Here is a 25,388-nt window from a genome sequence, read left to right on the forward strand (position 1 = left end):
CCATGCTCGCGCCCCTCGTCGACACCATCGTCCTGAACCGCCGGCGCCGAGCGCACCGGCACCGCCGCGTCATCGGCCTCCTGCTGGCCGTCGTTGCCGCCGCCTTCGTGCTGACCCTGCTGCTCGGCCAGTCCTTCACCCCGCCCCAGGCGATCTTCCGCACGCTGACGGGCGAGGACGTGCCGGGCGTCGCCTTCACGGTCGGCCAGCTCCGGCTGCCGCGCGCCCTCCTCGCCATCCTCGCCGGCCTCAGCTTCGGCCTCGGCGGCGTCGCCTTCCAGATCATGCTGCACAATCCGCTGGCGAGCCCCGACATCATCGGCATCAGCTGGGGGGCGAGCGCGGCGGCGGTGTTCGCGATCGTCGTGCTCGGTCTGTCGGGGCCAATCGTGTCGATCCTCGCCGTTTCCGCCGGGCTCGGCGTCGCCCTTCTCGTCTACGCCCTCTCCTTCCGCAACGGCGTCGCCGGCACGCGGCTCATCCTCGTCGGCATCGGCGTGTCGGCCATGCTGGAAAGCGTCATCGCCTATATCCTGTCGACCGCGCCCGCCTGGACCCTGCAGGAGGCCTTGCGCTGGCTGACGGGCAGCGTCAACGGCGCGCAGCTCGACCAGGCCCTGCCCCTGTTCGCGGCGCTCCTCGTCTTCGGCGGGCTCCTGCTCTCCCGCGGCCGGGATCTCGAAGCCCTGCGGCTCGGCGACGACACGGCCGCGGCGCTCGGCGTGCGCGTCGGACGAACGCGCGTGCTCGTCATGGTCGCCGCCGTCGGCATGATCGCCAGCGCCACCGCGATATCGGGGCCGATCGCCTTCGTCGCCTTCCTGTCGGGGCCTATCGCCGCCCGCATCGTCGGCAACAACGGTTCCCTGCTGCTTCCCGCGGCGCTCACCGGCGCCGCGCTCGTGCTGGTCGGCGACTATTGCGGGCAGTTCCTGCTGCCGAGCCGCTATCCCGTCGGCGTCGTCACCGGGGCGCTCGGCGCGCCCTACCTGATTTTCCTGATCGTGCGCGTCAACCGGTCCGGAGGCTCCCTATGACATCGCATACGCTCTTTGCCAGCGGCCTTTCGGCCGGCTATGGCGAAACCCTCATCCTCGACGGGCTGGACCTTGCCGTGCCGCCGGGCAGGATCACCGTCATCGTCGGGGCGAATGCCTGCGGCAAGTCCACGCTGCTGCGCACCCTGTCGCGGCTGCTGCCGGCGAGGAAAGGCCAGGTGCTGCTCGACGGCAAGGCGATCCACCGCATACCATCGCGCGAGCTCGCCCGTACGCTCGGCCTCCTGCCCCAATCGCCGATCGCGCCCGAGGGCATCACCGTCGCCGACCTCGTCAGCCGCGGGCGGCATCCGCACCAGGGCGTCTTCTCCCGCTGGACGCGCGAGGACGACGAGGCGGTCGCCGCCGCGCTGGCCGCGACGAAGACCGACGACCTTGCAGAACGGCCGATCGACGAATTGTCCGGCGGGCAGCGCCAGCGCGTGTGGATCGCCATGGCGCTCGCCCAGGAAACGGACCTCCTGCTGCTCGACGAGCCCACCACCTTCCTCGATATCAGCCACCAGATCGAGGTGCTCGACCTTCTGACCGACCTCAACCAGACGCGCGGCACGACCATCGTCATGGTGCTGCACGACCTCAACCTCGCGGCGCGCTATGCCGACCACCTCGTCGCGATGACGCGGGGCCGGCTGCATGTCGCCGGCCCGCCGGAGACCGTGCTGACCCAGGAGCATGTCCGGCAGGTCTTCGGCCTGGAGAGCCGCATCATCACCGACCCGACCTCGGGCCGGCCGACCATGCTGCCGATCGGCCGCCACCGCATGATTTCCCCGGCCATCAAGGAGCCCGCATGAACGCCCTTCCGCAATTCAAGCTCACCGGCGTCGCGTTGCCGAAGGATGCCTCGAAGATGCTCGACGAGGTGTGCGAACATTTCATCGAGCACGCCGAGGTGCAGCGCACGGCGGACACCGCGACGCTGACGAGCGAGATCGGCACGGCCCACATGCGCCTCGACGGCGGCCGGCTGCTCATCGAGCTTGCCTGTCCGAGCGACGCGGCGCTGCAGATGAGCCGCACGGTCATCGCCGAGCACCTGTTCTACTTCGCCGGGGACGATCCGTTCGAGCTCACCTGGTCGGCGCCTGCCCCCCGCACGCGGCTGGCCAACCTGCACGAGGTGACGGTGGTCTCGGCCTTCGACGTGACGCCGCACATGCGGCGCGTCGTCCTTGCCTGCGCCGACGTGAAGCCGTTCGTCGGCGGCGACATGCATGTGCGCCTGCTCGTGCCGCCGAAGGGCCGGACGCCGGTCTGGCCGGGCCTGCGCGACGACGGCCGCATTGCGTGGCCGGAGGGCGAGGACGCGCTCGTCGTCCGCGTCTACACGATCCGCGCCGTCGATGCCGAACGCGGCGAACTCTCCGTCGATTTCCTCCAGCATCCCGCCCCCGGCGTCGCGACACCCGGGGCGGATTTCGCCCGGGACGCGCAGCCGGGCGACAGGCTCGCCCTGCTCGGGCCTGGCGGCGGCGACCTGCCGCAGGCCGGAACCATCTTCTTCGCCGGCGACGAAAGCGCCCTGCCCGCCATCGCCCGCATCGCCGCCGAAGTGCCGGCCGGCACGACCATGCGGGCGATCATCGAGGTGGAGGATGCCGCGGAGGAACAGCCGCTGCCGACCGCCGGAACGCTCGACGTGCGCTGGCTGCACCGCGCCAGCTACCCCGCCGGCGCCGTGAATGTGCTCGCCCAGGCGGCGGTGGAGGCGCTCGCCGGCGTGGAGAAGGAAACCTTCGTCTGGATCGCCTGCGAGCGGGAGGACGTCCGGCGCATCCGCACCTTCCTCAAGACGCGCGGCCACGACCGCAAGCGCACCTACGCCGCCTGGTACTGGGAGCGGGAGAATAGCTGACGGCGATTCGGAACGAATTCCCCGCTCGTCTGTTTCTTCGGCGCGATATTGCGCAAGAGGAGACCTATGATGAAATCACTGTCCGATATTTTCGAGCACACGTTGCAGGACGTCTACTATGCCGAGAACGCCATCACGAAGGCGCTGCCGAAGGTCGCCAAGGCGGCCAAGAGCGCCGAACTGAAGAAGGCGGCCGAGGAGCACCTTGCGGAGACGAAGGAGCAGATCAAGAAGCTGGACCAGGTGTTCAAGTCGATCGGCAAGAAGGCCTCCGGCGAAAAATGCGACGCGATCGAAGGGCTGATCAAGGAGGCCGACGGCCTGATGGAGGAAGCGGAAGGGACGGCGCTCGATGCCGGCCTGCTCGCAGCCTGCCAGGCCGTCGAGCACTACGAGATCGCCCGCTACGGTTCGCTTCGCGAATGGGCGAAGGATCTCGGCCATGACGAGGCGCACAAGCTTCTCAGCGAGATCCTCGACCAGGAGAAGGCGACCAACAACAAGCTCACCAACCTGGCCGTGACCACGATCAACAGGACGACGGCCCGGTCCAAGGCCGCCTAGCGGCATACGGCATCGCCGGCGAAGCCTGCGCCTTACGCCGCTTCGCCGGCCGATAACCTTCGGATTCCATTCGCAAGGCCACAGAAGCATTCCGAAGCGATCGGCGGTGCGCTATATCCGTGCCCAGCATCGTTCAGGAGGAGCCGGATGGCCGTCACCGATTTCGCGACCCGCACATACGACCACAATTTCCGGCTCGACCCCATCGTGCGCAGCCTGCTCGACACGGATTTCTACAAGCTGCTGATGCTCCAGATGATCCGGCAGCTGCATCCGGACGTTTCGGCGACCTTCTCGCTGATCAACCGGACGAAGACCGTGCGGCTCGCCGAGATCATCGACGAGGGGGAACTGCGCGCCCAGCTCGACCATGCCCGGTCGCTTCGTTTCACCAAGAAGGAGCTGATCTGGCTGGCGGGCAACAGCTTCTACGGCAGGGCGCGCATGTTCGGTCCCGATTTCATCGCGTGGCTCGCCGCCTTCCGCCTGCCCGACTACGAACTACGCAAGGTGGACGGGCAATACGAACTGCATTTCGACGGGCCGTGGACCCACACGACGATGTGGGAAATCCCCGCGCTCGTCATCATCAACGAACTTAAGTCGCGCGCGGCGATGCGCGACAAGGGCCTGTTCTCGCTCGATGTGCTCTATGCCCGGGCCAAGGCCCGGCTCTGGGAGAAGGTGGAGCGGCTGCGCCACCTGCCCGATCTCGTCATCTCCGATTTCGGCACCCGCCGCCGGCACGGCTTCCTGTGGCAGCGCTGGTGCGTGGAGGCGCTGAAGGAGGGGCTCGGCGAGCGCTTCATCGGCACGTCCAACGTGCTGCTCGCCATGGATGCCGATCTCGAGGCGATCGGCACCAACGCGCACGAATTGCCGATGGTCGCCGCCGCGCTGGCCGAAAGCGATGCGGCGCTCGCCGCCGCGCCCTACCAGGTGCTGGAGGAATGGCGCCAGCACTACAACGGCAACCTGCTGATCGCCTTGCCCGATGCCTTCGGCACCGCCGCCTTCCTGGCGCAGGCGCCGGACTGGGTGGCGGACTGGACCGGCTTTCGCCCCGACAGCGCGCCGCCGATCGCCGGCGGCGAGCAGATCATCCGCTGGTGGCAGGAAAAGGGGCGCGATCCGCGCGAAAAGCTGCTGATCTTCTCCGACGCCATGGATATCGACACGATCGAGGAAACCTACCGGCATTTCCTCGGCCGCGTGCGCATGAGCTTCGGCTGGGGCACGAACCTCACCAACGACTTCCGCGGCTGCGATCCGGACGGCGGAAGCGGCCTCGACCCGATCTCGCTCGTCTGCAAGGTGACGAGCGCCAACGGCCGGCCGGCGGTCAAGCTTTCGGACAATCCCCTGAAGGCGACCGGCAATCCCGCCGAGATCGAGCGGTATCGCCGGGTGTTCGGCACGAAGGCCGAGGATGCGCGGCCGGTCGAGGTCTAGTTTTCCACCGCCTGCGGAGCCTCGCTGGCCTCCTCGATCAGGCCGAGGATGCGCTCGACCGCCGAAGGGATCGGGCCGAGGACGGGCTGGTCGAAGCGGGGCCGGAGTTTTTCGGCCGCCTGGCCGAGCGGACCGCCGCCGATGATGACGGCCTCCGCGCCGTCCTCCTCGATGCAGGCCCGCACCGCCCCGGCCAGCGCCTCGGTGAGAAGCGCCGGGTCCGCGGCAAGGGCGACGGGGTCGCCCTCGGTACAGCGGATGCCGCGATAGAGATGGGCAAGGCCGAGATCGTGCGCCCGCTGGTCGATGGCCTCGATCAGGTCGGGCGTCGAGGTGGCGACGGAAAAGGCGCGGCCGCCCTGCGAAGCCTCGATCATCGAGGCCTCGCAGATGCCGACCACCGGAACGGCGACCTTGCGGCGAAGCTCGGCAAGGCCGGGATCGCCGAAGGCGCTGACGATGATCCCCGCACAATCCCGCCCGTGCGCGGTGCCGAGTTCCACCACTTCAGCGGCGGAGGCGGCCAGTTGCCCGGGAGTGACGATCATGCCCGGGGCGCGGCGCGCGGTGGCGGTCTTCACCGCCATGCGCCCGGCCGCAGAGGTCAGCGCGATGGCGTGCATCATGTCGCTGGTGGCCTCGGAGCTGTTGGGATTGATCAACAGGATATGCGGGGTCATGCTCTTTTCAGGCTCCTGCTTTTGCCGGCGCCGCGACGAGATCGTCGCTTGCCGTGGTGGCGTCCGCGCGCTGCGTGATGTCCTCCATCGACATGCCGTAGGTTTCCGGCCCGAGGCGGATGCAGACAGCGAAGACGGCATACATGGCGGCGGCAAGCCCGAAGACGCCGGCCATGCCATAGCTGTCGAACAGAGCGCCCGAGATGGTCGGCACGAACGAGCCGGCCGCCGAGCCCGTCGCCAGGATGAAGGCGACGCCGAAGGCGCGGATGCGGGTCGGGAAGAGCTCCGGCGCATAGATCCAGATCGACGTGTTCAGGAGAAGCACGAAGAACTGGAAGAGCGCGCCGAAGAACAGCACCAGGTAGATGGTGGTGCCGAACTGCATGATGGCGAGCGCGGCCAGGCAGGCGCAGACCGCGCCGACGGTCAGCACGCGCTTGCGCGGGAAGTAGTAGCCGAACATCGAGGCCGCGATGGCGCCGAGAACGCTGCCGCTCTGGATGATCATGCTGTAGAGCAGGCTGCCCTGCAGCGTATAGCCCATCGAGACGAAGATGACCGGCATCAGCGTCAGGACGGAAAGCTGCGCGCCGTAACTCATCAGGATAGCGATGGATACCGGCACGATGCGGCCGCGGAACGGCGCGCGGAACAGTTCCTTCCAGGCACCCTTGGCGCGCGGCGCCTCCTTGGCGTTCTCCTTCGACAGATGCTCGCGCACCACGAGGTTCTTCGGCCGGAGCGAACCGGATTCCAGCACCGAGAGCACCCTGTTGGCCTCGTCTATCCGCCCCTGCGAGGCGAGGAAACGCGGCGTTTCCGGCACATAGCGACGGTAGAAGACGACGAGAAGGGCCGGCAGCGCCAGCGAAGCGAAGAGCCAGCGCCAGCTATCCTCGCCCGGGAAGATGCTGAAGATCATCAGGCCGAAGACGGGGGCAAGGAAGTTGCCGAAGCCGCCGGCGCCGACATTGACGAGCCCCGCCGCGGTCCCACGGAATTTCGGCGAGCAGAATTCCGACAGCATGGTGACCGCCGTGGAGATTTCGCCGCCCACGCCGAAGCCGACGACGGCGCGCGCGATGCACAGGAACATGAAGTCCGGCGCCAGCGCGCAGGCCGCGGAGCCCAGCGAGAACAGGAGCAGGTTGACCGTCAGCATGACGCGGCGGCCGTAACGGTCGCCGAGAATGCCCGAAAGCAGCCGGCCGATGGCCGCGCTGCCGAAGGTGATCGTGTTCAGTAAGCCGATATCCGTGCCCGTCAGGCCCCAATGCTCCTTCAGGAGCGGGCCGGACACGCCGATCGTGTTCTGCTCGAAACTGTCGAACAGGCAGCCGATCAGCACCAGCGCGATGATCTGCTTGTGCGCGCCCGTCACCCCTATGCGGGTGAGCGCGCCCTCCAGTTGCCGGATGGCCGGCGACGACTTGCCGGACTGCACCATACCTTCTGCTGCCATAGTCTCCTCCTCTTGGCATCGGCATGAAAATCAATTTTCTTATGATACACATATGAAATCTGTTTTTCAAGAAACTTCGCACGGCATTCTTGCGAAGTCCGGTAAGTCGGTTACAAGCTTGATTTCGAAGTGAAAGGGGTGGCTCGGATGGGCTCTACGGATCGTTCGTTCCTGTTTCGCGTGCGCGATGCGCTCGACGACCTGCATCCGGCCGAGCGGCGGCTGGGCGAATTCGTCTGCGACTTCCCCGGCGAGCTTGCCAGCTATTCCGCCTCGGAACTCGCCAGGCTCGCCCAGGTCTCCAATGCAACCGTGACGCGTTTCGTCCGGCGCCTCGGCTACGAGAGCTATGAGGAGGCGCGCCGCCATGCGCGCGACGAGCGGGAAACCGGCTCGCGCCTCTTCCTGTCCGCGTCCTCGGATGCCGCCGGCGCCCAGTCCGTCGGCGCCCATGTCGCGCAGGGCATCGCCAATCTCGAAGGCACCTTCTCGACGATCACCGACGCGCAGGTGGATGCCGTCGCCGACGCGATCCTCGGCGCGCGCAAGACCTGGGTGGTCGGCTTTCGCAGCAGCCACGCCTTTGCCGACTACCTGCAATGGCAGATGACACAGGTCGTGGAGAACATCGTCGCCATTCCCGGCGCGGGCCAGACGCTCGGCGAGCACCTGGCGAGCGTGACCGACGGGGACGTGGCGGTCGTCTTCGGCCTGCGCCGCCGCGTGGCGCAGATGGAGACCATCCTTGCGGCGATCGAGAAGAGCGGCGCGAAGCTGCTCTATCTCACCGACGAGGGCGTCACCCACCGGGCGAGCGCCACCTGGCACTTCCGCTGTCAGACGCTGGCACCGGGGCCGCTGTTCAACCACGTCTCGGTGATGGCGGTCTGCCATCTCCTCACGACGCGGGCCATCGAACGCGCCGGCGCGGCCGGCCGCACGCGCCTACGCGGCATCGAGCGCTTCGGCGATACGCTGGAAGAATTGTAGGGCCTCTACCGCTCGATGCGTTCGATCCTGCCGTTCTCCACCAGCGCCTCCGCCGGCGGCGGATGGGAGAGGAAATGCACCGGGCTCGCGGTGAGGCCATAGGCGCCGGATTGCAGCACGGCGACGAGGTCGCCGGCCCGCAATTCCGGCAGGCCCGTATCGCGCGCGAGCGTATCGAGCGGCGTGCAGAGCGGGCCGACCACCGTGGCCGGCAGGTCCGGCGCCGCGCTCATGCGGGCGGGAGCGACGACCGGGTAGTTGCGCTTGATGACCTGGCCGAGATTGCCCGAGGCGGCCAGATGGTGGTTCATGCCGCCTTCCAGCACGAGGAAGCGCACGCCGCGCGACACCTTCACCGCGTTGATCTCGCTGACATAGAGGCCCGCCTGACCGACAAGGAAGCGTCCCGGCTCGACGATGGCGCGCGCGCCGGAAAGCAGCGGTTCGTTGCGCATCAGCGCCCTCAGGCCGGGAATGGCGGCCGCCACGGCGTCGAGGTCGAGCGGCCTGTCGGCGTCGTAATAGGGAATGCCGAGGCCGCCGCCGAGGTCGATGGTGGCGAGCGGCCTGCCGCTCGTGCGGGCAACGCGCGCGGCCAGCGTGATGGCATGCCGCCAGCTTTCGATCAGCGCCGCCGCATCGAGGATCTGCGTGCCGCCATAGACATGGATGCCGACAAGCTCGATGTTCGGCACGGCGGTAACGGCGGCGATCGCCGCACCGAGGTCCTCCTCGTCGAAGCCGAAGGCGGTCGCCTTGCCGCCCATGCGCATCGCGCCCGCCTGCACGGCGGGGACCGGATTGATGCGCAGCGAGGCCCGCACGGGCCTGCCGATCGCCCGCAGCCGCTCGATCTCGTCCAGCCCCTCGATATGGATCTCGCCGATGCCGCCCTCGATCACCGCCGCAAGTTCCGCTTTGCGCTTGCCGGGACCGGCGAAGAGGATGCGCTCCGGTCTCGCACCGGCGGCGATGGCCGCATGGTATTCGCCGAGCGAGGCGATCTCGACGCCCGCGCCCTCATCGAGGAACAGGCGGATGACGCCGCGGGCCGGATTGGCCTTGACCGAATAATAGATGGCGGCGAAGCCGTCGAGCGCGGCGGCGAGCCGCCGATAGGCGCCCCGCATGACCGCGCCGTCGTAGATATAGGCGGGCGAGCCGACCGCGGAGACGATGTCGCGCACCGCAAGGCCGCCGACATGCAGATCGTCGCCCTCGACCGCGAAAAGCGTACTCGCGAGCCCGTAGCCGTGGCGCGTCATCCTGATCGCGGGGTCAGCCATTTTCCGTGCGCTCCCTGACAAGCTGCCGGTAATCCACCTTGCCGTTCGGCGTCACCGGCAGCGCCTCGACCAGTTCCAGCGCGCGCGGCACCATATAGGCCGCAAGCCTGCCGGCAACCGCCTGCAGCACCGGCGCGGCCTCGACGCCCGGCCCCAGCGCCACGGCCACCGCATGGAGCTTCTGCCCGGCGAAATCGTCCGGCAGGCCGATGACGGCCACCTGGCGGAAGCGCCCGGTGGCCATGATCGCCTCCTCGACCTCCGAGGGGCTGATGCGGTAGCCGGACGATTTGATCATCGCATCGTTGCGGCCGATGAAGCTGAAGAAGCCGTCCTCGTCCGCCACCGCGAGATCCCCGGAATAGCAGACGATGTCGCCGCCCTCGTCCCTCGAACGGAAAGGGTTCTGCCGCAGCACCTTCGCCGTCTCCTCCGGCCGGTTCCAGTAGCCGCGCGAGACGGTCGGCCCGCGGTGCACGAGAATGCCGGGTTCGCCCGGCTTGGCGCGGCGGCCGTCCGGCGTGACGACGAAGACCTCGCATTCCGGTATCGCCTTGCCGATCGAGGTCGGGCGGCGGTCCAGCTCTTCCGGCGGCAGGTAGGTCGAGCGGAAGGCCTCGGTCAGCCCGTACATGAGGACGACCTTCGTTGCCGGCAGCATCCTTCTGAGATCGGCGACCGTATGCGAGGGCACCGCCCCCCCGGAATTGGTGACATAGCGCAGGCGCGGCAGGGCGGTCTTGTGCAGAAGCGGCGCGGCCTTCGTCAGGATCGCCCAGATGGTCGGCACGCCGGCAAGGGCGGTGATCGCGTGGTCGCGCAGCGCGCGGACGATCTCGTCGCCGAAGCGGAAGGTCAGGATGACGGTCAGCGCCCCCTGCTCCACCGCGGTCAGGAGCTGGTTGAGGCCGTAGTCGAAGCTGAACGGCAGGATGGACAGGATGCGTTCGTCCGGCGTGATGGCAAGGTAGGTCCGCACGATGCGCGCGCCCGCAAGGAGATTGCCGTGCGTCACCATCACGCCCTTGGGCCGGCCGGTGGAGCCCGACGTGTAGAGGATCGCCGCCAGGTCCTCGCCGATGGACGTCTCGTCGATGGATGCGGGCGCGGTCTCGGCCATCTCCTCGACGAGAAGGATGCGCGCCTCGGCGACGCCGTGCAGGCATTCGGCGACGGTCGGCGCAAGGTCGCGGCCGGTGATGACCACGCGGGCGGCGCAATCGGCGACGATATGGCTGATCTGCGGGCCGCGCAGCAGCGCATTGACCGGCACGAAGACGCCCCCGGCCCGGCTGACCGCGAAGATGGCGATGCATTCCTCGATGCCGCGCGGCAGGACGATCGCCGCGCGATCCCCCCGTTGGAGCCCCGCCTGCAGGAGAGCTGCGGCGTAACGCTCGACCGCGTCGTGGAAGGCGCGGTAGTCGAGCGTGCGCTCGCCATGGATCAGCGCGGGCCGGCCGCTTCCGGCATGGCGGGCAAGAAGGTGATGGAGAAGGACGGGCGGCGCCGTCACGCCCGGGCCTGCGAGGCGAAGCGCACGAGGCTCGCGGGCGTCGCCAGTTCCTGGAAGTCGAAACCGTCATCCTCCATGGAGACCCCGAAACGCTCGCCGAGGAACATGACGAGTTCGAGGAAGCCGAGGGAATCGATCGCTCCGTCGAGCAGCGCCGTATCCGGCGCGACCGGGGCGAGCGCCGGAAAGCGCGTGTCGATATAGCCGTAGATCTCGGCTTCGATATCCTGCGTCATGGTCTTCGTCTCCCAAAATCCCGCCGGCCGCTAGACCTTCAGCAACACGCGCTCGGAGTAGAGTTCATTGATGATGCGGTCGTCCCGTTCGCCCTTGACCTGGTAGCAAAGGCCCCGCTTCCAGGCCCAGGCGAAGGGGATGCGCGCGCCCGCCTCCACCTGGAGCGCCAGGAGGGGCACGCCGCGCCGGAGGAGGAGGCGGGCAAGCCCGCCCAGATTGCTCATGACGAGGTCCATGTCCTCGGCGAAGATCATGCGCGCGAGCGGCACATGCAGCCTGACCGCGATGTCGAAGACGACGGGATGGTAGCGCCCGTCCGCCTCGATCGCCGTCACCACACAACCGAGGTCCCGGTGCTTGCGAAGGTCCGCCATCAGCACCCCGGCGATCGCCCCGGGCGGCACGGCATCGAGCGGCACCAGCCGGTTGCGCCTTTCGCCGACGAGCGCCGTCAACGGCAGGGGCAGCAGGAACACCGTGATAGCGAACGAGCGGAAGCCGAAGCGGGCGTTGACGCGCGCGGCCGTCGGCGTCGGCGTCAGGTCGGTATAGGTCGCCTCCTTGTCGGCGAGCGCCGCCATGATCAGGCGCGTGGCGGACCAGCGATGGTTTTCCTCGACATACCAGCTCGAAAGGTTGACGATCTTGCGGCCCGTCAGCGCATCCTTGCCGGGAATGGCGAGGAGAATGCCGACCGGCCTCTCCCCTTCCATCAGGAAGGTTCCGACCGAAGGCTGGCCCATACTGCCGTTATGGGCCGACAGCCGGCGCAGCCCCGCCTGCCAGAAGGCGAGCGAACGGGACGGGAAGCCGCGCGAAAGAAGGGTCGCGGCCGCGTCCAGGTGTTCCTCGTCTATGGCGCGAAGCTTCAGCATGTCCTGCGTTGAAAAAGCGGTCTCGTCCTGATCGTTCTAGGCGCGACGTGTTCGGAAAGCGTAAACGGGGGCGCTTGCGCCCGGCCGATGACACGAATGTGATGCCGGACGCCCCCTCAGGCCGGCCGGCGGTTGCGAAAGGCCGAAATCCAGCCGTCGGCAAGCTGCCCGGCGACGGCATCGTAGGTGAAGCGCCGGGCGACATTCGCCCGGCCCGCATCGGCGGCGGCATCCAGCAGCGCCGGATCGTCCCGCAGCCGCTCGATCAGCGCGGCAAGCGCCGGCGGATCCTGCTCCGGCACGATCCAGCCGCCGTCGGCGGTCACCGCGGGAATGGCGCCGCAGGTCGAGCCGATCACCGGAACGCCGCAGCTCTGCGCCTCGATGATGACCCGGCCGAACTGTTCCTTGACGACGGCGGTCGTGCGCGTCAGCAGGATCAGCGCATCCAGCGACCGGATGAAATCCGCGACCCCCGCCGGGCTCGACCAGCCCCGCAGCGAAACCCGGCCGTCGAGCCTGAGTTCCGCGATCTTCCGGCGCAGGCTGGCCTCATGCGGCCCCTCGCCCATGATCGCGAGCGTCACGTCCGCCGGCGCGCGCGCCAGCGCATCCAGCGCATCGTCGAGCCCCTTCTCGACGACCAGCCGGCCAACATAGCCGAGGCGCAGGCCGGGCGTGCGCTGCGCCGCCTGCCGCGGGCCGAAGGTCGCGAAATCGACGCCGTAGCCGACCTCGCCGACCGTGCCCGCATAGCCGCAGGCGCGCACGACCGCCGTGGCGTCGGGACTGCGCGAGAGAATGTGGTCGGTGTTGCGCAGAACGTGCCGGCGGATGCTCTCGAACGGCGGCGGCAGGCGCTTCAGGATGTTCTGGTCGACCTCCAGCATGAGCGCGGCATCGCCCTTGAGGACCTTCGCCTGGAGAGCGACGAAGGACCATGGTTCCTCCCACAGGTGGATGACGTCGGGCTCGATCTCGCGGATCAGCCTTCGCATCCCCGGATAGATGTGGAGATACCAGCTCATCGGCCCGCCCCGGCCGAACCAGATCGGCAGGATATGCATGGTCACGCCCGGATCGCCCGGCGGATCGGCCTCGATCGTCCGGCCGAACTGGTGCCAGCGACGGGGGGCGAGGAGATGCACGTCGAGGTCCGGGCGGCCGAGGAAGGGATGGTATCGCAACCGGCCGGCCGCCGCTTCCACGGCCGGATGCGCGATGGACAGGATTTTCAAACGCCGCTCAGACACGGTTGAGCACCCTTGCCGCAAGGCCCGAAATGCCGGTCAGGTGGAGTTCCGCATGGTGCATCTGCTGGTGCCGTCCGTTCAAGGTGTTGCGAGGCAGGTGAAGCGGGTCGGCACCCGCCGTCAGAAGGCCCTTCCGGGTCGTCGATGCGCTGCGGTAGCCCGCCTTCCCCGCCAGCGCGAAATCCCGCGGACCGCAATCCCCGGCCCGTCCATATGGAAAGGCGAAGTGATGCACCTCGATGTCCAGCCGCTCCTCCAGCCGCAGGCGTGAACGCTCCAGCTCGCAAAAGGCGGCCTCCTCGCTCAGCGAGGCGACATGCGGGTGATGGACGGTATGCGACCCGATCTCGACATGGGGATCGTCGACGACGGCCTCGATCATCTCCCAGGTCATGGCGTGGTTCGCGTAGACGGCGCCGGTATCGACTGCGTTGGCGGCGCAGAAAGCCGCATATTCCAGCGGCTCGCGCCCTTCCCAGGCCCTGGCCTTGGCATTGTAGACGGCGCGCTTGCGCGCGGGCGAGGCGACATCGACGATCTTTCCGTCGAGAACGACCGTGTCGCGCTCGCGCACCGTCTGCTCGAGCCCCGCCTGCCACATCACATGGGTGCCGTCCGGGATGCCCGTGGTCACGAACAGGGTGACGGGAACGCCGTGCTTGCGAAAGAGCGGGACGACGAGCTCGAACGTATCGCGATAGCAATCGTCGATCGAGAAATTGACGAACTTGGACGGGTCACCGGCCGCGGAGCGGCGGATGGCCTCCTCGATCGTCACGACGCTCCAGCCGTGCCGGGCCAGATAGGCGAGCAGCCTGTCCAGGAAGCCGATGTCGACATAGAAGTCGCGATCGGGCAGCGATGCCCAGTCCTCCGGCCTCGCCGCGCGGTGAAAGGTGAAAAGACAGCCGGTGACGCCGCGGCGCCGGCCCAGGGTATTCCTCAGAACGGCCGCGAGCACGGGATTTAGAGCAACCACGTCAGTTCTTTCCTCTGAACAGGGGCCTGGCCACCTTCCGGACGACGAGACGCAGCAGGTCCGGGCACAGCATCCACGCCGCCGCCAGGGTGGCGATGCACCACAACATGCCCCCGAGGACGAGCTTTTCGAAGGGTACGGAGATGGACTGCAGGAACTGCCATTCGGCCAGCACGAGGCAGACGGCCGGAACCAGCGCGACGAGGAACAGGCGCAGGAGCGTGCCGCCGCAATTGAGCGCGAGCGCCACGCCGAGCAGCAGCACGATGCTGCGCGTCGCCTCGCCCAGGCCGAGCATGAACACCTCCATGCCGCTCCCTTCCCAAAGGGATTGGGTGAGGAGGTTCATCGCGATATTCGCCGCATAGGCCGACATCAGGATGATGGCCGCCCTGGTGTTGCGGTTCGAGCGGTTGAGCAACCGCAGGAGAACCCAGCCGAGGGTGGAGGCCCACATGCCGACCGCGATGCCGCTCAGCGCCTGGCTGGTCAGGAGCACGCCATGCGCGCCGAAGACGCCGCGCTCGAAGACCAGGCGGACGATATCCTCCGCGAAGACGTAGATGAAGGCCGCGAAGGGCACGCCGGCCGCCAGAAGCGGCCGCGCGATCTTCTGGATCTCCTCGCGCTCGTCGTTCCTGTTGCCGTCGGCCAGCAGCGCGAGCCCGATCGGCTGGCTGAGGAGGAGCAGGGCGCTGTCCGTCAGGGTACGGGCATAGTCGAGCGAGGCCACGGCGCCCGTCACCACGCGGGAGGCCAGCAGCCTTTCGAGCCAGACGTTCGCCTGCTCGAAGCCGGGCAGAAGCAGGAAGGGACGAAGGCGGGCGAGGAATTCGCGGCCGATCTCGATGACCAGCCGGGGCGTGACACCCGTAAAGCTCAAGTTGCCTTCCGCCACCAGGCGCCAGACGCCCCAGCAGGCCAGAAGGTTGAAAGCACCGGTGAAGGCCCAGGCGAGGATGTAGTTGTAGCCCGTCAGCACCAGGAAGCCGAGACCGATGATCACGCCGACATTCAGCGCCGCCGCGCGCAGGTTGGTCATGCGCGTCCTGCCGATGGCCACCTCGCCCGCGGCAAGGCAGTTGATCAGCACCGAGGCGGGCATGCTGAGCGCCAGGATGTAGACCATGTGCAGCGTCAGGTGGCGGCCCTCTTCCGAAAAGCCGATCACCATCCAGTCGACAAGCACATAGCCGACCGCATACATCGGCAGCATCAGGAGGACGCCGATCAGGGTCAGCGCGATGCTCATTCCCGCCAGGCGCTGCGGGCCGTCGCCGCGCTCCCGCGCCTCCTTCATCAGCGGCACGAGGATGGCCGGAACGCTCTCGTTCTGGAGGAAGGCGAGCGGCATGAGGATGATGGTGATCGCGGTGCGGAAACCGTCGGCGACGAGCGCGACGCCGATCACATGCGCCATGATGATTTCGCGCAGGAGGCCCAGCACCTTGCCGGCAAGGGCGCCCCCCATCAGCAGGGCGGCCATTGCCTTCTTCGACCTCGGGGGCGCAAGGGCCAGTTCGTCCGGTGGAGTGGCGGTCATTGCGATGGCCCGGTTTTGCGCCTCGTTCTCAGGCCCTCCAGGGAGCGAGGGGTCCAGGACCGGTCTTAGCGCGCAAACGTAAAGATACTCTCACCGCTCAACCGAACGTTGGACCGGCGCCCGGCCCGCCGTCAGCACGATGAGCGACCAGAACAGCACCCCCAGTTCGCCGGCCGCCAGATTGGCGAGAGGCAATTGCACCAGGGCGCCGAGGCCGAAGGCCGCGATGACCACGGCCTGCGCGGTCCTTGCGCGGAAAGCGCCGAAGATCGGCAGGGCGGCCGCCCACACGAAGCCGAAGAGGCAGAGAATGCCGACGGGAATGCCCATCGCCAGCCAGCACGCGATGATCATGCCGTCCACGGCCATGGCGCCGGCGGTGCCGACATCCACGGTCGAAAATCCGATGCCGACGACCGAGCTGTCCGGCAGGTCCCACAGGGTCACATATTGCTGCAGGCGCTCCTGCGCGCTGCCGTCCTGCCCGCCCTGGCCGAAACTCGCCAGGCGCTCGCCGATCACGTCGGAGAAGGGCGGTATCGTCAGGGCCAGCAGCCCGAGCCCTATCGCGCCGACGATGATCGTGGCGGCGCGCAGGCGCGTGGCGCTGAACAGGAGGCAGAACAGCACGCCCATCGCCAGCGCGATCCAGGCCGTGCGGTACTGCGAGAGCAGAAAGCCCATGAATGCCGGCAGTATCAGCAGCATCGAAAGCCAGTTTCGCCGCAGGAAGAACGTCAGGAGCAGGCCGGCGGCGGTGAAGGTCGCATAGCTCGCCGGCCCGTTGAGCGTGCTGAACGAGCGCACGCCGTAGGGCACGGGCTGGCCCGCCGACATGATGGACGCGTACTGCATCCAGTAACGGTCCCATTCCGGCGGGTTGACATACTGGTAGATGGCATAGGCCCCGGTCAGGGGCAGGATGACCGCGAAGGCGGAAACCGCCGCGTCCAGGATCTCCTCGCCGCGGGCATGCAACGCGAGCGCCGCGCCGTAGACGAGCGGAGCGAGCCATTTCAGCGCGCCGGACATGGTGTCCGACCAGTTGCCCTGCGCCAGCGTGAGCACGGTGGCATAGACGATGCAAAGCCCGACCGTGAGGATCGGCCAGAGCCGGCCGTCCCATCGGTCCCCGGACAGGCCGCGCAGGACATCGGGACCGGTGACGAGAATGGCCAGCAGCGGCCCGACGAGCATCAGGCTCGAATGGTCGAAGCCGGCCGAGACATCGACCACGCGCCGCACGAACGGGGAAAAGGCGAACAGCAGCAGGACGCTGTAGAAATGCGCCGCCGGCCCCCTTCGCCACGCATGCCAGCCGACGGCGCCGCAACCGAGCACGAAGAGCGGTCTTGAGAGGCCGCCGAGCGCGCCCCCGACGAGAGCCGTTCCGGCAAGCAAGACCAGGGGAGGCAGCCAGTCCGCCATGGAAAGGGGTGGCCGTCCGGCATGGTCGGCGGCGGCCGTCATCCGGAGCGTCCCGCCGCAAGCTGCTCGACGAGCGCCCGGATGTCGCCGCGCATCCTGTCGGCGCTGTAGCGTTCGGCCGCGCGCAGGGCGGCATGGTCACGCTGCTGTGCGAAATCCTGCGGGGCGGCGAAGAACGCCTTCAGCGCGGCGGCCAGCGACAGGGCATCGCCGGGCGTCACGAGTTGCCCCGCCCGCCCGTCGTCGAGAATCTCGCGTGCAGCGCCCGCGTCCGTGGCGACGACCGACGTCCGCGCCATCATCGCCTCGACCAGCGTCAGGCCGAAGGGTTCGGCGAGGGTCGAAGGATGCACCACGCAGTCAACCGCCGACATCAGCCGCATGACGTCGTTGCGCTGGCCGAGGAACGTGACGCGGTCGCCAAGGCCGAGCTCCCTCACCGTGGCGCGCAACTGCCGCTCGTAGGCTTCCTCGCCGAAGAGCGCGCTTCCGACGACGATCGCGCCGACCCCCGGCGTCTCGTGCAACGCCTTGAGGAGGACGTGTTGCCCCTTCCAATGCGCCAGGCGGCTGAATACGCCGACGAGCGGCCCTTCCGGCAGGCCGAGCGCTTCGCGCGTCGGCCTTGGCGCGGCCTGCGGCGGGGAAACGCCGTTGGGAACGACCGCGACGATTTCCGGCCGCCCGCCGGCCTCGACGAAGGCGTCGGCGCAGGCCCCGGAGGGCACGACCACACGCGTGGCGACCCGGTTGGCGAGGCCGATCTGCAAGCGCCGCTGCATGCCGCCGAAATGTTCCGGGTTCAGGATATCGTGAAGATGCCAGACCAGGGGGCGGCGCACGATGCTCGCCGCCAGCGCCGTCAGCAGGAAGGCTTTCTGCGAATTGGCATAGAGGACGTCATGCGCGCGGGCCGCCCCGGCGATCTCGCGCACCAGGCCCGCGAGCTTGGCGAGTGCGGGCAGCGCCCGGACAAGAGACTTGTCGCGCTTGATCCCGCCGAGGCCCGCGCCGTTCTTCGCGACGATGCCCCTGAGGCCGTGCGCCTCGAGCGCGGCGAGCAGAGGCCCCTGCTCGAAGAGGAAGGCGGAGGCGCCGGGGAAGGCTTGCGCCACCTGCGCCAGCACGAATTCGGCCCCGGACATGGAGCTGACATGGTTGACGAACAAGAGGCGCGCCGGTGTCATCGCCACCCCTGGTTCGCCACCTTCTTCAGCGGCGGCGTCTCGGTCGTCCTGCGGTCCTGCCCGGAATGGGTCGCGACGATGCCGATCGTCACCGGCTTCACGGCCTGGATGCGCGAAACGGCAGCTTCCGTCTCGGCGTCCTGCCGCAGGGCGCAGAGGATCACCATGTCCGCCTTCGCAACGACGGCCTGAACGGAGCGGTCGTCCAGGGAAGGCCCGTCGAGCAGGACGAGGTCATAGGCGGTCCGCGCCCATTGCAGGAGATCGGCAAGGCGCGTCTCCCAGCGGTATTCCGGCGGCAGCACGCGCCGCGCATGCGCGGCGGGAACGACATCCAGGCCGTCGAAGGGCGACTGGAGCACGAGATCCTCCACCGTGTCCTTCGCCCGGTCCGTCTCGCGCGGCGTATCGAGCAGGCCGGCGATGGCCGGCCGCGACAGGTTGCAGTCGATAACGAGCACGGCGGTTCCGCTTGCTGCGGCCCGGCGTGCCAGTGCCGCGACCAGGGTCGACCGGCCGGCGCCCGGGGCGAGCGAGGCGACCGCCACCACGCCGCCGGCCGCCTTCGCGCCGATGGCGTCGAGTGCCTTCTGCGCGGCCTTGCTGGCAAGGGCGGCCTCGACGAGCATCCTTCCTCCCCTGCGCGGACCGGCCCGGTTCGCGACGAGCGGCACCTGCGGCATCGCGGCAAGGAACACCGCGTCGGGCCGGGGCTCGGGCGCCGCGTCGTCGTCCTCCCTGCGGGCGGAGACCCGGCGCGGCTCGGCGACGGGGGAGCGCGGAAGGTCCTCGGCGATGCGGTTTTCCGGAGCGGGATTGATCTTCTCGGCGACGAACGCGGCGACGGCGCCCGCCAGCAATCCCAGCGTCAGGCCGGCGGCGGCAAACGGAATCTTCTTGGGGAAGAAGGGCTTGCGGGGAACATCCGCCTCGCTGACGAGGCGCACATTGCCTGACCGCACGCGCTGCTCGACCTCCAGACCGTTGATGCGCGTCGAAAGATCGGCGAACTGCCGGCGCTTGACCTCGACCTTCCGCACGAGGTCCTCGATGCTGGTCTCGCCATCGGTGGCGACCGTGACCTCGGCCTTCGCCGCCTGCATCTGCCTGGTCAGGACGGCGACCCGCTCGGTCGCGGCCGTGTACTGCTTGCGGGCGTTCTTGGCGATGCGGTCGATCTCGGCCGAAAGCCGGCTGTCGAGCGCCTTGCGCTCGCCGACGAGCGCCTTGAGCCGCGGATGGGACGGGCCGAGCGTCGCTGCCGCCGTGCCGAGGCGGCTGTCGATATCGGCGATCTTCTGCTTGATGTCGCCCACCGTGCGGCTCTCCAGCACGGCGGTCGCATTGGCGCTGCCGCCGAGATCGGCGGCGTTGATTTCCTTCAATCGTGCGGCCGCCGTGGCCTGCAGGGCCTGCGCGGCGGCGAGCTGCTGGTTGACGCCCGTCAACAGTTCCGAGGTTGCCGGCCCGCCGGTGCCCCGCACCAGCCCCTTCTCGCCGCGATATTCCGCTATCTGCCTGTCGAGCCGGCGAATCTCGGTATCGAGCGCATTGGCTTCCTTCTTCAGCCAGTCCGCCGCCGTCTCGCGGCTGGCGCTCACCGTTTCCTTCTGCTCCTCAAGGAACGCCTCGATGAGGGCGTTGGCCATGTCGCTGGCCACCTCGGGCTGCGGCGAGGTATAGGAGATGGTGATGATGCGCGAGCGGCCCACCGAACCGACGCCGTAGCGGGACGAGACATAGTCGACGAGCTTGTCGGGACGGTTTGCAAGATCGTTGCAATCGCCGCCGAAGGCGGCGGCATCGCCTGCCATGCACTCCGCCTGCAATGCCTTCTGCGCCTTGGGCAAAAGAAGCGCGCGGCGCAGCACGACCTGCGAATGGGCGATGATGAGCTGGCTTTCCATGTCGGCGGGGTCGCCGGTCTTCTGCGCGTCGACCGCCGATTGCGCGACGCCCGGCTCGGGATCGCCCACCAGCACGGTGCCGGTCGCCACATAGCGCACGGGCACGAAGAGATAGGCGGCAAGGGCCAGCCCGACGATCGCGACCACGATGACGACGAACAGCATCAGGTGCCGGACGAGGATCCGCAGAGGCTCGAACCGGTCCAGCGCCGTGACGACCAGCGCCTTCATTTTATGGTCGCGCAGCTTCAAGGGGCTTTTCCTTCCTGCCGGCGACGTTCTGGAAACTGGCCAGCGTCGCTGCCTCCTCGCTCCGCCGTGCGGAAAGGGCCGCATCGACGGCGGCGCGCAGTTCCGCGCGGAAGCGCTCGGCGGAGAACCGGCCCGCATTCGTCACGCAGTCCTCGGCGCTGAACGCCGTCTCCCTGGCGACGAAGGCGCGGACCGTCGCCGAAATGGCTTCCGGCGTCGGCTCGTCGTAGAACAGCCCCGTATAGCCGTCGACGACGGTTTCCCGCGAGCCGCCCCGTCGCAAGGCCAGGACGGGCGTGCCCTCCGATTGCGCCTCGACCGGGATGATGCCGAAATCCTCCTCCGCGGCGAAAATGAAGGCGCGCGCGCCGGCCATCAGCTCCCGGAGCTTGCCGTCCTCGACGAAACCGATGAACTCGACATTGGGCGTGGCGATCTTCTTCAGGTACTCCGCCTGGGGTCCGCTTCCGCCGACCTTCAGCTTCATGTCCGGCAGAAGCGCGAAGGCCCGCACGACGACCTCGATGTTCTTGTAAGGCACCAGCCGGCTGGCCGTCAGGAAGTAGTCGCCCTTCGGGGTCGCCTGCGTGCGCGTCGAAAGACCGACCGGCGGATAGATGACCTGCGCCGTGCGCCCATAGACCTTGCGGATGCGCCGCGCGATGAAGTTCGAGTTGGCGATCATCACGTCGGGACCGTGCGCCGTGCGGAAATCCCAGATGCGGATCTTGTGGAGCAGCGCCCGCATGAGCATGCTTTTCAGGCCGCGGCTCGAGCCGACCTCCGCCAGATAGCGGTGCTGCAGGTCCCAAGCGTAGCGGATCGGCGAATGGACATAGGAGACGTGAAGCTGGTCCGGCCCCGTGAGCACGCCTTTCGCGACGGCATAGCTGCTGCTGATGACGAGATCATATTGCGACAGGTCGAGCTGCTCGATCGCCAGCGGCATCAGGGGCAGCAGGGCGCGGTGCCAGCGCCCTACCCTCGGAATCCTTTGAAGAAAGGTCGTGCGGACCGGCCGGGTGATGCCGATGCGCCGGCGCTCGTCCTCGCTCAGGCTCGCGAAGACCGAATAGACGTCGGCATCGGGGAAAACCTGGAGAATCTGCTCCAGAACCCGCTCGGCGCCGCCGATCACGTAGAGCCAATCATGAACGACAGCGACGCGCATAAATCTTCCTCTGATGCGACCATATCCCGTAGGGTCAATCGCAAGTAGCGGCTGGGAATCGCCAGTCAACAGACTATCAGAGGTTTAGCCCTGCATGGTTAATGCGGGGTTAAGCGAACCCGGTCGTGCCGGGCCGCGCCAAGTTCGGGCTATTTGCGACGGAAGCGCAGCATGTAGGTCTCGTTGCCCGGCACATCGAGGCTGAGGGAGGGCACGCCCTCGACCGGATACGTCTTCCTGAGCCCGTTCCAGCCCCAGAGCTCGCCGGTCACCGCCCATGGCGGCACCGCGACTGTCCAGGGGGAGCCCTGCTCCCTGTCCGTCCAGCCCGGCCTTTCCTGCAGCACGACGAGGCGCGAGGTGTCGTCCTCCAGCGTCAGCGTGCCCGACCGCCTGCCGTCCAGCGCGGCGAATGTCATGTCACCCGCCAGATCGACGACCCGCTTCAGGACCTCGGACCGGACGTCGGGCATCCACGGGTCCGCGTGCGTCGCCATCGCATAGGCGGGTCCCTCGACGCTGCCCGTATCGAAGAGGTTCCAGGGGAAGGCAAGGACCGTTGCCGACGAACCGTCCGCCTTCTGCACGCCGAGCTGGTCCCAGACGGCGGTCAGGAAGAGCGAGCCCTGAAGCTCCTCGTCGTCCCAGGTCTCGACGCGCGCCGTGTTGAACTCGGTGGCATAGAAATTGATATCCCGCGTGACGCCGAGCGCCGCCTTCGACCGGTCGAAGCAGGTCTGCACCGAAAACGCGCGGCCGCGCTCGATGGGATACCAGCGCGGATGGTAATAAGTATGGAAATCGAGGCCATCGAGCCGGCCGTCGTTCAGCAGGCCCGCAATGGCGGGACCGTAGCCGCGGAAGGTGGCGTCGCCGTGGGAGTTGCACGTCGCAAAGCCGCCGGGAACGACCCGGAACGCCTTGTTGACGCTGTGCACGCCATCGGCGAAGCCGGCGAGCGCATCGCGATACGCGTCGTGCGGGATGGTCGCCTGCACATCCGGCTCGTTGATCGCCGTGAAGACATCGACGCCCCAGTCGCCCGCGCCGTTCTCGCGCGCCCACGCGCCGCCGCGTCCGAAACGCTCCGCATAGACGCGGCCAGCCTCATACCAGTCCTCGTAGGATCCGATGGGTTGCGGCGGGTCCAGGAACTGGTAGCTCCCTTCATATTCGAGCAGGATGATGGGCGTGATGCCGTTGTCGTAGGCCTCGCGCATCGCCGCGTCGAAATCGTGCGGCGTCGGGATACGCTCCAGGTCGCGCCAGCCGTAGGAATCCATGCGCCCCATCCGCGCGCCGATCTTGCGCAGCGCCTGGTAGAGATTGGCCGTCGGCGCGCCCGTCAGGAAGGTGACCATGTTGCCGCCGCCGATGCGCTGGCGCATGGGCGTCTGTTCGCCGGCATGGGAGGCCGCGCCCGAACCGACAAGCGCGGCCGCCAGCACCGCTGCCTTGAAAAACGAAACGATGCCCATGCAAATACCGCCGAATACTTCAAATCTTCAAAACCATGCCGCTCATTTAAGTAACGGTTTTCAGCAAGAATAGAGGGTATTGCCAATTAACCCTAACGCGAGGACGGACTTGGCCGGACCTTCAAGAACAGGGATATGTATCGTCGCGAGCAGCATTCGGGATTGCGCCATGAAATGTTCAACCGGCACCGGATCGCGTCCAGGAAGGTAATCGGATGTTTCCGGAGATTCTCCAAGTCATCCAGGAATTCGGCGCCATCGGCGGCGCCGACAGGGTTGCCTGGGAGCTTGCCCAGGCCTTCAACCGGGCAGGCCTGACGAACGGCGTCGTCGCCTCCGCGACGCGCGACATCGGCGAAACGGCAACGCACATCACCGTCGTCAGCCCCTGGGTGAACCGGTTTTCCACGCGCGGCGGCATGCGGCACATGGCGCGCACCGTGGTGTACCCGGCCTTCACGCTCGCCGCGACGCGCGCGGTCCGGCGCCGGTCCGGCTCCCTCGTCGTCAGCCATGGCGATTGCCTTGCCGGCGACGTCGTGGTCGTCCATGCCGTCAACGCGGAAAACCTTCAGGTCAAGAAGGCCGCCGGCCAATGGCGGTGGATGCTCAATCCGCTGCATGCCTGGGTGGCCTTGCGCGACCGCTGGATGATCGGGGGCCTGCGCTACAGGCGCTATATCGCGGTGTCGCACCGCGTCTCGCAGGAACTGCACAAGCATTACGCGGTGCCGGCAAACCGCATTCGCGTCATCCCGAACGGCGTCGATGTCGAGCGCTTCAGGCCCGACCCTTCGGCCCGGCGCGAGATTCGCGAGACGTTCGGCATCCCGCAGGACGCTCCGCTGCTGCTGTTCGTCGGGCACGAGTTCGACCGCAAGGGCCTTGCCCATGTCATCGACGCGATGGAAAGGCTGGGGCCGGAATACCGCCTTCTCGTGGTCGGATCGGACAACCAGGCGCCCTATCGCGCCATGGCGCGCGTCTCCGGCGACAGGATCGTCTATGCGGGCGAGCAGAAGGGCATCGAACGGTTCTTCGCCGCCGCCGACGCCTTCGTCTTCCCCACCGCATACGAGACCTTCTCGCTGGTCTGCATGGAAGCCATGGCAAGCGGCCTCACCGTGTTCGCGACCGCCGTCGGCGGCATCGAGGAATATCTGAAGGATGGCCGGAACGGCGTGACGATCGTGCAGGACGGCGCCGACATCGCCCGCAAGATCGACGCCGTCTTCGGGGATGCGGCACTCATGCGGGAAATGCAGGCCGCCGCGCAGGCCACGGCGAAGGCCTACAGCTGGGACAGTATCGCGGCGCAATATGTGGACCTGCTTTCGGAAGTGTTGGAAGAGCGGAAAGCCGGGCGAAAGCTGGTTCTCCAGCCGTCCTGAGCGCCGCAGGCAACGCCCTCGGGCAAGGGGAGATTTCAGTGCAACAGGCAGAAATCGGATTGCTCGGCTGGGCCGGGAAGACACGGCCCGCCCAAACCGTCGTGAAATGGACCCGCAACGCGCCGCTGTTCGAGCGGCTCGGCGTCTTCGCGATGGTTGCGGTCGTGCTCATGCTGGCGGCGGTCACCTGGCTGCGTCCGGGCTACAACTGGGACATGCTCCCCTATATCGCGGTCGCGCTGGAAGACCGGATCGACGATCCGGTCCGGCTTCACGCCGAAGCCTGGGCGGAGATAGAAAAGGGCGCCACGGAGGGCGACCTGAAGAAACTGCGCTACGACCAGGGCTACCAGCAGCACCAGTGGGAAAATCCCGGCGACTTCGCGACGCAATTGTCGATGTACCGGGTAAAGCTGGGCTATATTGCGGCGATGCGGGCCCTTGCGCCCTTCACCGGGCTCGACAAGGCCGCCATCCTGCTCAGCATCGTGCCGTCCCTGGTGTTCGGCGCGTTCTGCCTGTACTGGCTGAAGCGCGAGAACGCCCTGCAGGGCGCCCTCGTGCTCGCGCCGGCGCTGGGGCTTGCGGACTATCTGCACATGACCACCCTCGTCAGCCCCGACATGATCACGGCGCTGCTGCTGGTGGCGGCGGTCTATTTCCTGACGCGCAGCCGCGACGCCCTCGCCTGCCTGCTGCTCTATGCCGCGATCTTCTTCAGGCCGGATTCGCTCATCCTGATCTTCGCCCTGCTGATCACGGCCTTCGTGTTCGGCTGGCGCAAGGCGCCGTTCGTTGTGACGTTCGTGGCGGCCTTC

21 protein-coding genes and 1 pseudogene are annotated in these 25,388 nt (G+C 67.8%); 8 read left to right on the plus strand and 14 right to left on the minus strand.

Features of this window, described 5'->3' with window-relative positions:
- Positions 1-2: 2 nt before the first annotated feature.
- From AB3G45_RS06735 to pncB, 5 genes are all read left to right on the plus strand, one after another.
- Positions 3-1,037, plus strand: a complete 1,035-nt coding sequence (locus AB3G45_RS06735; RefSeq protein ID WP_367829826.1) for a FecCD family ABC transporter permease — start codon at positions 3-5, stop codon at positions 1,035-1,037.
- Entirely contained in the window at positions 1,034-1,855 is an 822-nt protein-coding gene (locus AB3G45_RS06740) for an ABC transporter ATP-binding protein (RefSeq protein ID WP_367829827.1), read from the plus strand. Before AB3G45_RS06735 ends, AB3G45_RS06740 begins: the two co-directional genes overlap by 4 nt.
- Complete coding sequence (locus AB3G45_RS06745) at positions 1,852-2,916, plus strand: DUF2218 domain-containing protein (RefSeq protein WP_367829828.1); 1,065 nt, start codon at positions 1,852-1,854, stop codon at positions 2,914-2,916. The genes AB3G45_RS06740 and AB3G45_RS06745 overlap by 4 nt, the downstream gene beginning before the upstream one ends.
- 69 nt (positions 2,917-2,985) lie before the next feature.
- Complete coding sequence (locus AB3G45_RS06750) at positions 2,986-3,480, plus strand: ferritin-like domain-containing protein (RefSeq protein ID WP_367829829.1); 495 nt, start codon at positions 2,986-2,988, stop codon at positions 3,478-3,480.
- A gap of 147 nt (positions 3,481-3,627) precedes the next feature.
- Entirely contained in the window at positions 3,628-4,932 is a 1,305-nt protein-coding gene (pncB, locus tag AB3G45_RS06755) for a nicotinate phosphoribosyltransferase (protein WP_367829830.1), read from the plus strand.
- On the opposite strand, the gene AB3G45_RS06760 is transcribed toward pncB, so the two are convergent.
- Together AB3G45_RS06760 and AB3G45_RS06765 are read right to left on the minus strand one after the other, a co-directional pair.
- Positions 4,929-5,612 (minus strand): aspartate/glutamate racemase family protein, encoded by a 684-nt coding sequence (locus AB3G45_RS06760; protein WP_367829831.1) that lies wholly within the window; start codon positions 5,610-5,612, stop codon positions 4,929-4,931. The two genes, pncB and AB3G45_RS06760, sit on opposite strands and share 4 nt — an antisense overlap.
- A gap of 7 nt (positions 5,613-5,619) precedes the next feature.
- A complete protein-coding gene (locus AB3G45_RS06765) occupies positions 5,620-7,077 on the minus strand; it encodes an MFS transporter (protein ID WP_367829832.1) in 1,458 nt (485 codons plus the stop codon).
- A 147-nt stretch (positions 7,078-7,224) separates the two neighbouring features.
- Here AB3G45_RS06765 and AB3G45_RS06770 point away from each other — a divergent pair, with 147 nt between their 5' ends.
- Positions 7,225-8,067 (plus strand): MurR/RpiR family transcriptional regulator, encoded by an 843-nt coding sequence (locus AB3G45_RS06770; protein ID WP_367829833.1) that lies wholly within the window; start codon positions 7,225-7,227, stop codon positions 8,065-8,067.
- Between the two features lie 5 nt (positions 8,068-8,072).
- On the opposite strand, the gene AB3G45_RS06775 is transcribed toward AB3G45_RS06770, so the two are convergent.
- The 12 genes from AB3G45_RS06775 to AB3G45_RS06830 form a co-directional block, all read right to left on the minus strand.
- Positions 8,073-9,353: a type III PLP-dependent enzyme gene (locus AB3G45_RS06775; protein ID WP_367829834.1), complete on the minus strand. Its 1,281-nt coding sequence runs from the start codon at positions 9,351-9,353 to the stop codon at positions 8,073-8,075.
- Positions 9,346-10,869 carry an AMP-binding protein gene (locus AB3G45_RS06780; RefSeq protein ID WP_367829835.1) on the minus strand — a complete coding sequence of 508 codons (1,524 nt, stop codon included), beginning with the start codon at positions 10,867-10,869 and terminating at the stop codon, positions 9,346-9,348. The genes AB3G45_RS06775 and AB3G45_RS06780 overlap by 8 nt, the downstream gene beginning before the upstream one ends.
- Positions 10,866-11,105: an acyl carrier protein gene (locus AB3G45_RS06785; RefSeq protein WP_367829836.1), complete on the minus strand. Its 240-nt coding sequence runs from the start codon at positions 11,103-11,105 to the stop codon at positions 10,866-10,868. Before AB3G45_RS06785 ends, AB3G45_RS06780 begins: the two co-directional genes overlap by 4 nt.
- A gap of 30 nt (positions 11,106-11,135) precedes the next feature.
- Positions 11,136-11,981, minus strand: coding sequence for a hypothetical protein (locus AB3G45_RS06790; RefSeq protein WP_367829837.1), 846 nt, complete (start codon positions 11,979-11,981; stop codon positions 11,136-11,138).
- Positions 11,982-12,097: 116 nt separating this feature from the next.
- Entirely contained in the window at positions 12,098-13,234 is a 1,137-nt protein-coding gene (locus AB3G45_RS06795; protein ID WP_367829838.1) for a glycosyltransferase, read from the minus strand.
- The gene (locus AB3G45_RS06800; protein ID WP_367829839.1) at positions 13,227-14,213 is read right to left on the minus strand and encodes a polysaccharide deacetylase family protein; all 987 of its coding nucleotides are present in this window, start codon (positions 14,211-14,213) and stop codon (positions 13,227-13,229) included. The genes AB3G45_RS06795 and AB3G45_RS06800 overlap by 8 nt, the downstream gene beginning before the upstream one ends.
- 1 nt (position 14,214) lies before the next feature.
- Positions 14,215-15,756, minus strand: coding sequence for a lipid II flippase MurJ (locus AB3G45_RS06805; RefSeq protein WP_367829840.1), 1,542 nt, complete (start codon positions 15,754-15,756; stop codon positions 14,215-14,217).
- Positions 15,757-15,846: 90 nt separating this feature from the next.
- Positions 15,847-17,226, minus strand: coding sequence for an O-antigen ligase family protein (locus tag AB3G45_RS06810; protein ID WP_367829841.1), 1,380 nt, complete (start codon positions 17,224-17,226; stop codon positions 15,847-15,849).
- Complete coding sequence (locus AB3G45_RS06815; protein ID WP_367829842.1) at positions 17,223-18,371, minus strand: glycosyltransferase family 4 protein; 1,149 nt, start codon at positions 18,369-18,371, stop codon at positions 17,223-17,225. The genes AB3G45_RS06810 and AB3G45_RS06815 overlap by 4 nt, the downstream gene beginning before the upstream one ends.
- Positions 18,368-20,530 carry a GumC family protein gene (locus AB3G45_RS06820; protein ID WP_367829843.1) on the minus strand — a complete coding sequence of 721 codons (2,163 nt, stop codon included), beginning with the start codon at positions 20,528-20,530 and terminating at the stop codon, positions 18,368-18,370. Before AB3G45_RS06820 ends, AB3G45_RS06815 begins: the two co-directional genes overlap by 4 nt.
- Entirely contained in the window at positions 20,511-21,701 is a 1,191-nt protein-coding gene (locus tag AB3G45_RS06825; RefSeq protein WP_367829844.1) for a glycosyltransferase, read from the minus strand. The genes AB3G45_RS06820 and AB3G45_RS06825 overlap by 20 nt, the downstream gene beginning before the upstream one ends.
- A 149-nt stretch (positions 21,702-21,850) precedes the next feature.
- On the minus strand, positions 21,851-23,179 hold the full coding sequence (locus AB3G45_RS06830) for a hypothetical protein (RefSeq protein WP_367829845.1): 1,329 nt from the start codon (positions 23,177-23,179) through the stop codon (positions 21,851-21,853).
- 215 nt (positions 23,180-23,394) lie between these two features.
- Here AB3G45_RS06830 and AB3G45_RS06835 point away from each other — a divergent pair, with 215 nt between their 5' ends.
- A complete protein-coding gene (locus AB3G45_RS06835; protein ID WP_367829846.1) occupies positions 23,395-24,570 on the plus strand; it encodes a glycosyltransferase family 4 protein in 1,176 nt (391 codons plus the stop codon).
- Positions 24,571-24,608: 38 nt separating this feature from the next.
- Positions 24,609-25,388 (plus strand): annotated as a pseudogene (locus tag AB3G45_RS06840) (hypothetical protein); the annotation flags it as partial.

The sequence above is a fragment of the Shinella sp. S4-D37 genome, assembly GCF_040812195.1.
Lineage (GTDB): Bacteria > Pseudomonadota > Alphaproteobacteria > Rhizobiales > Rhizobiaceae > Shinella.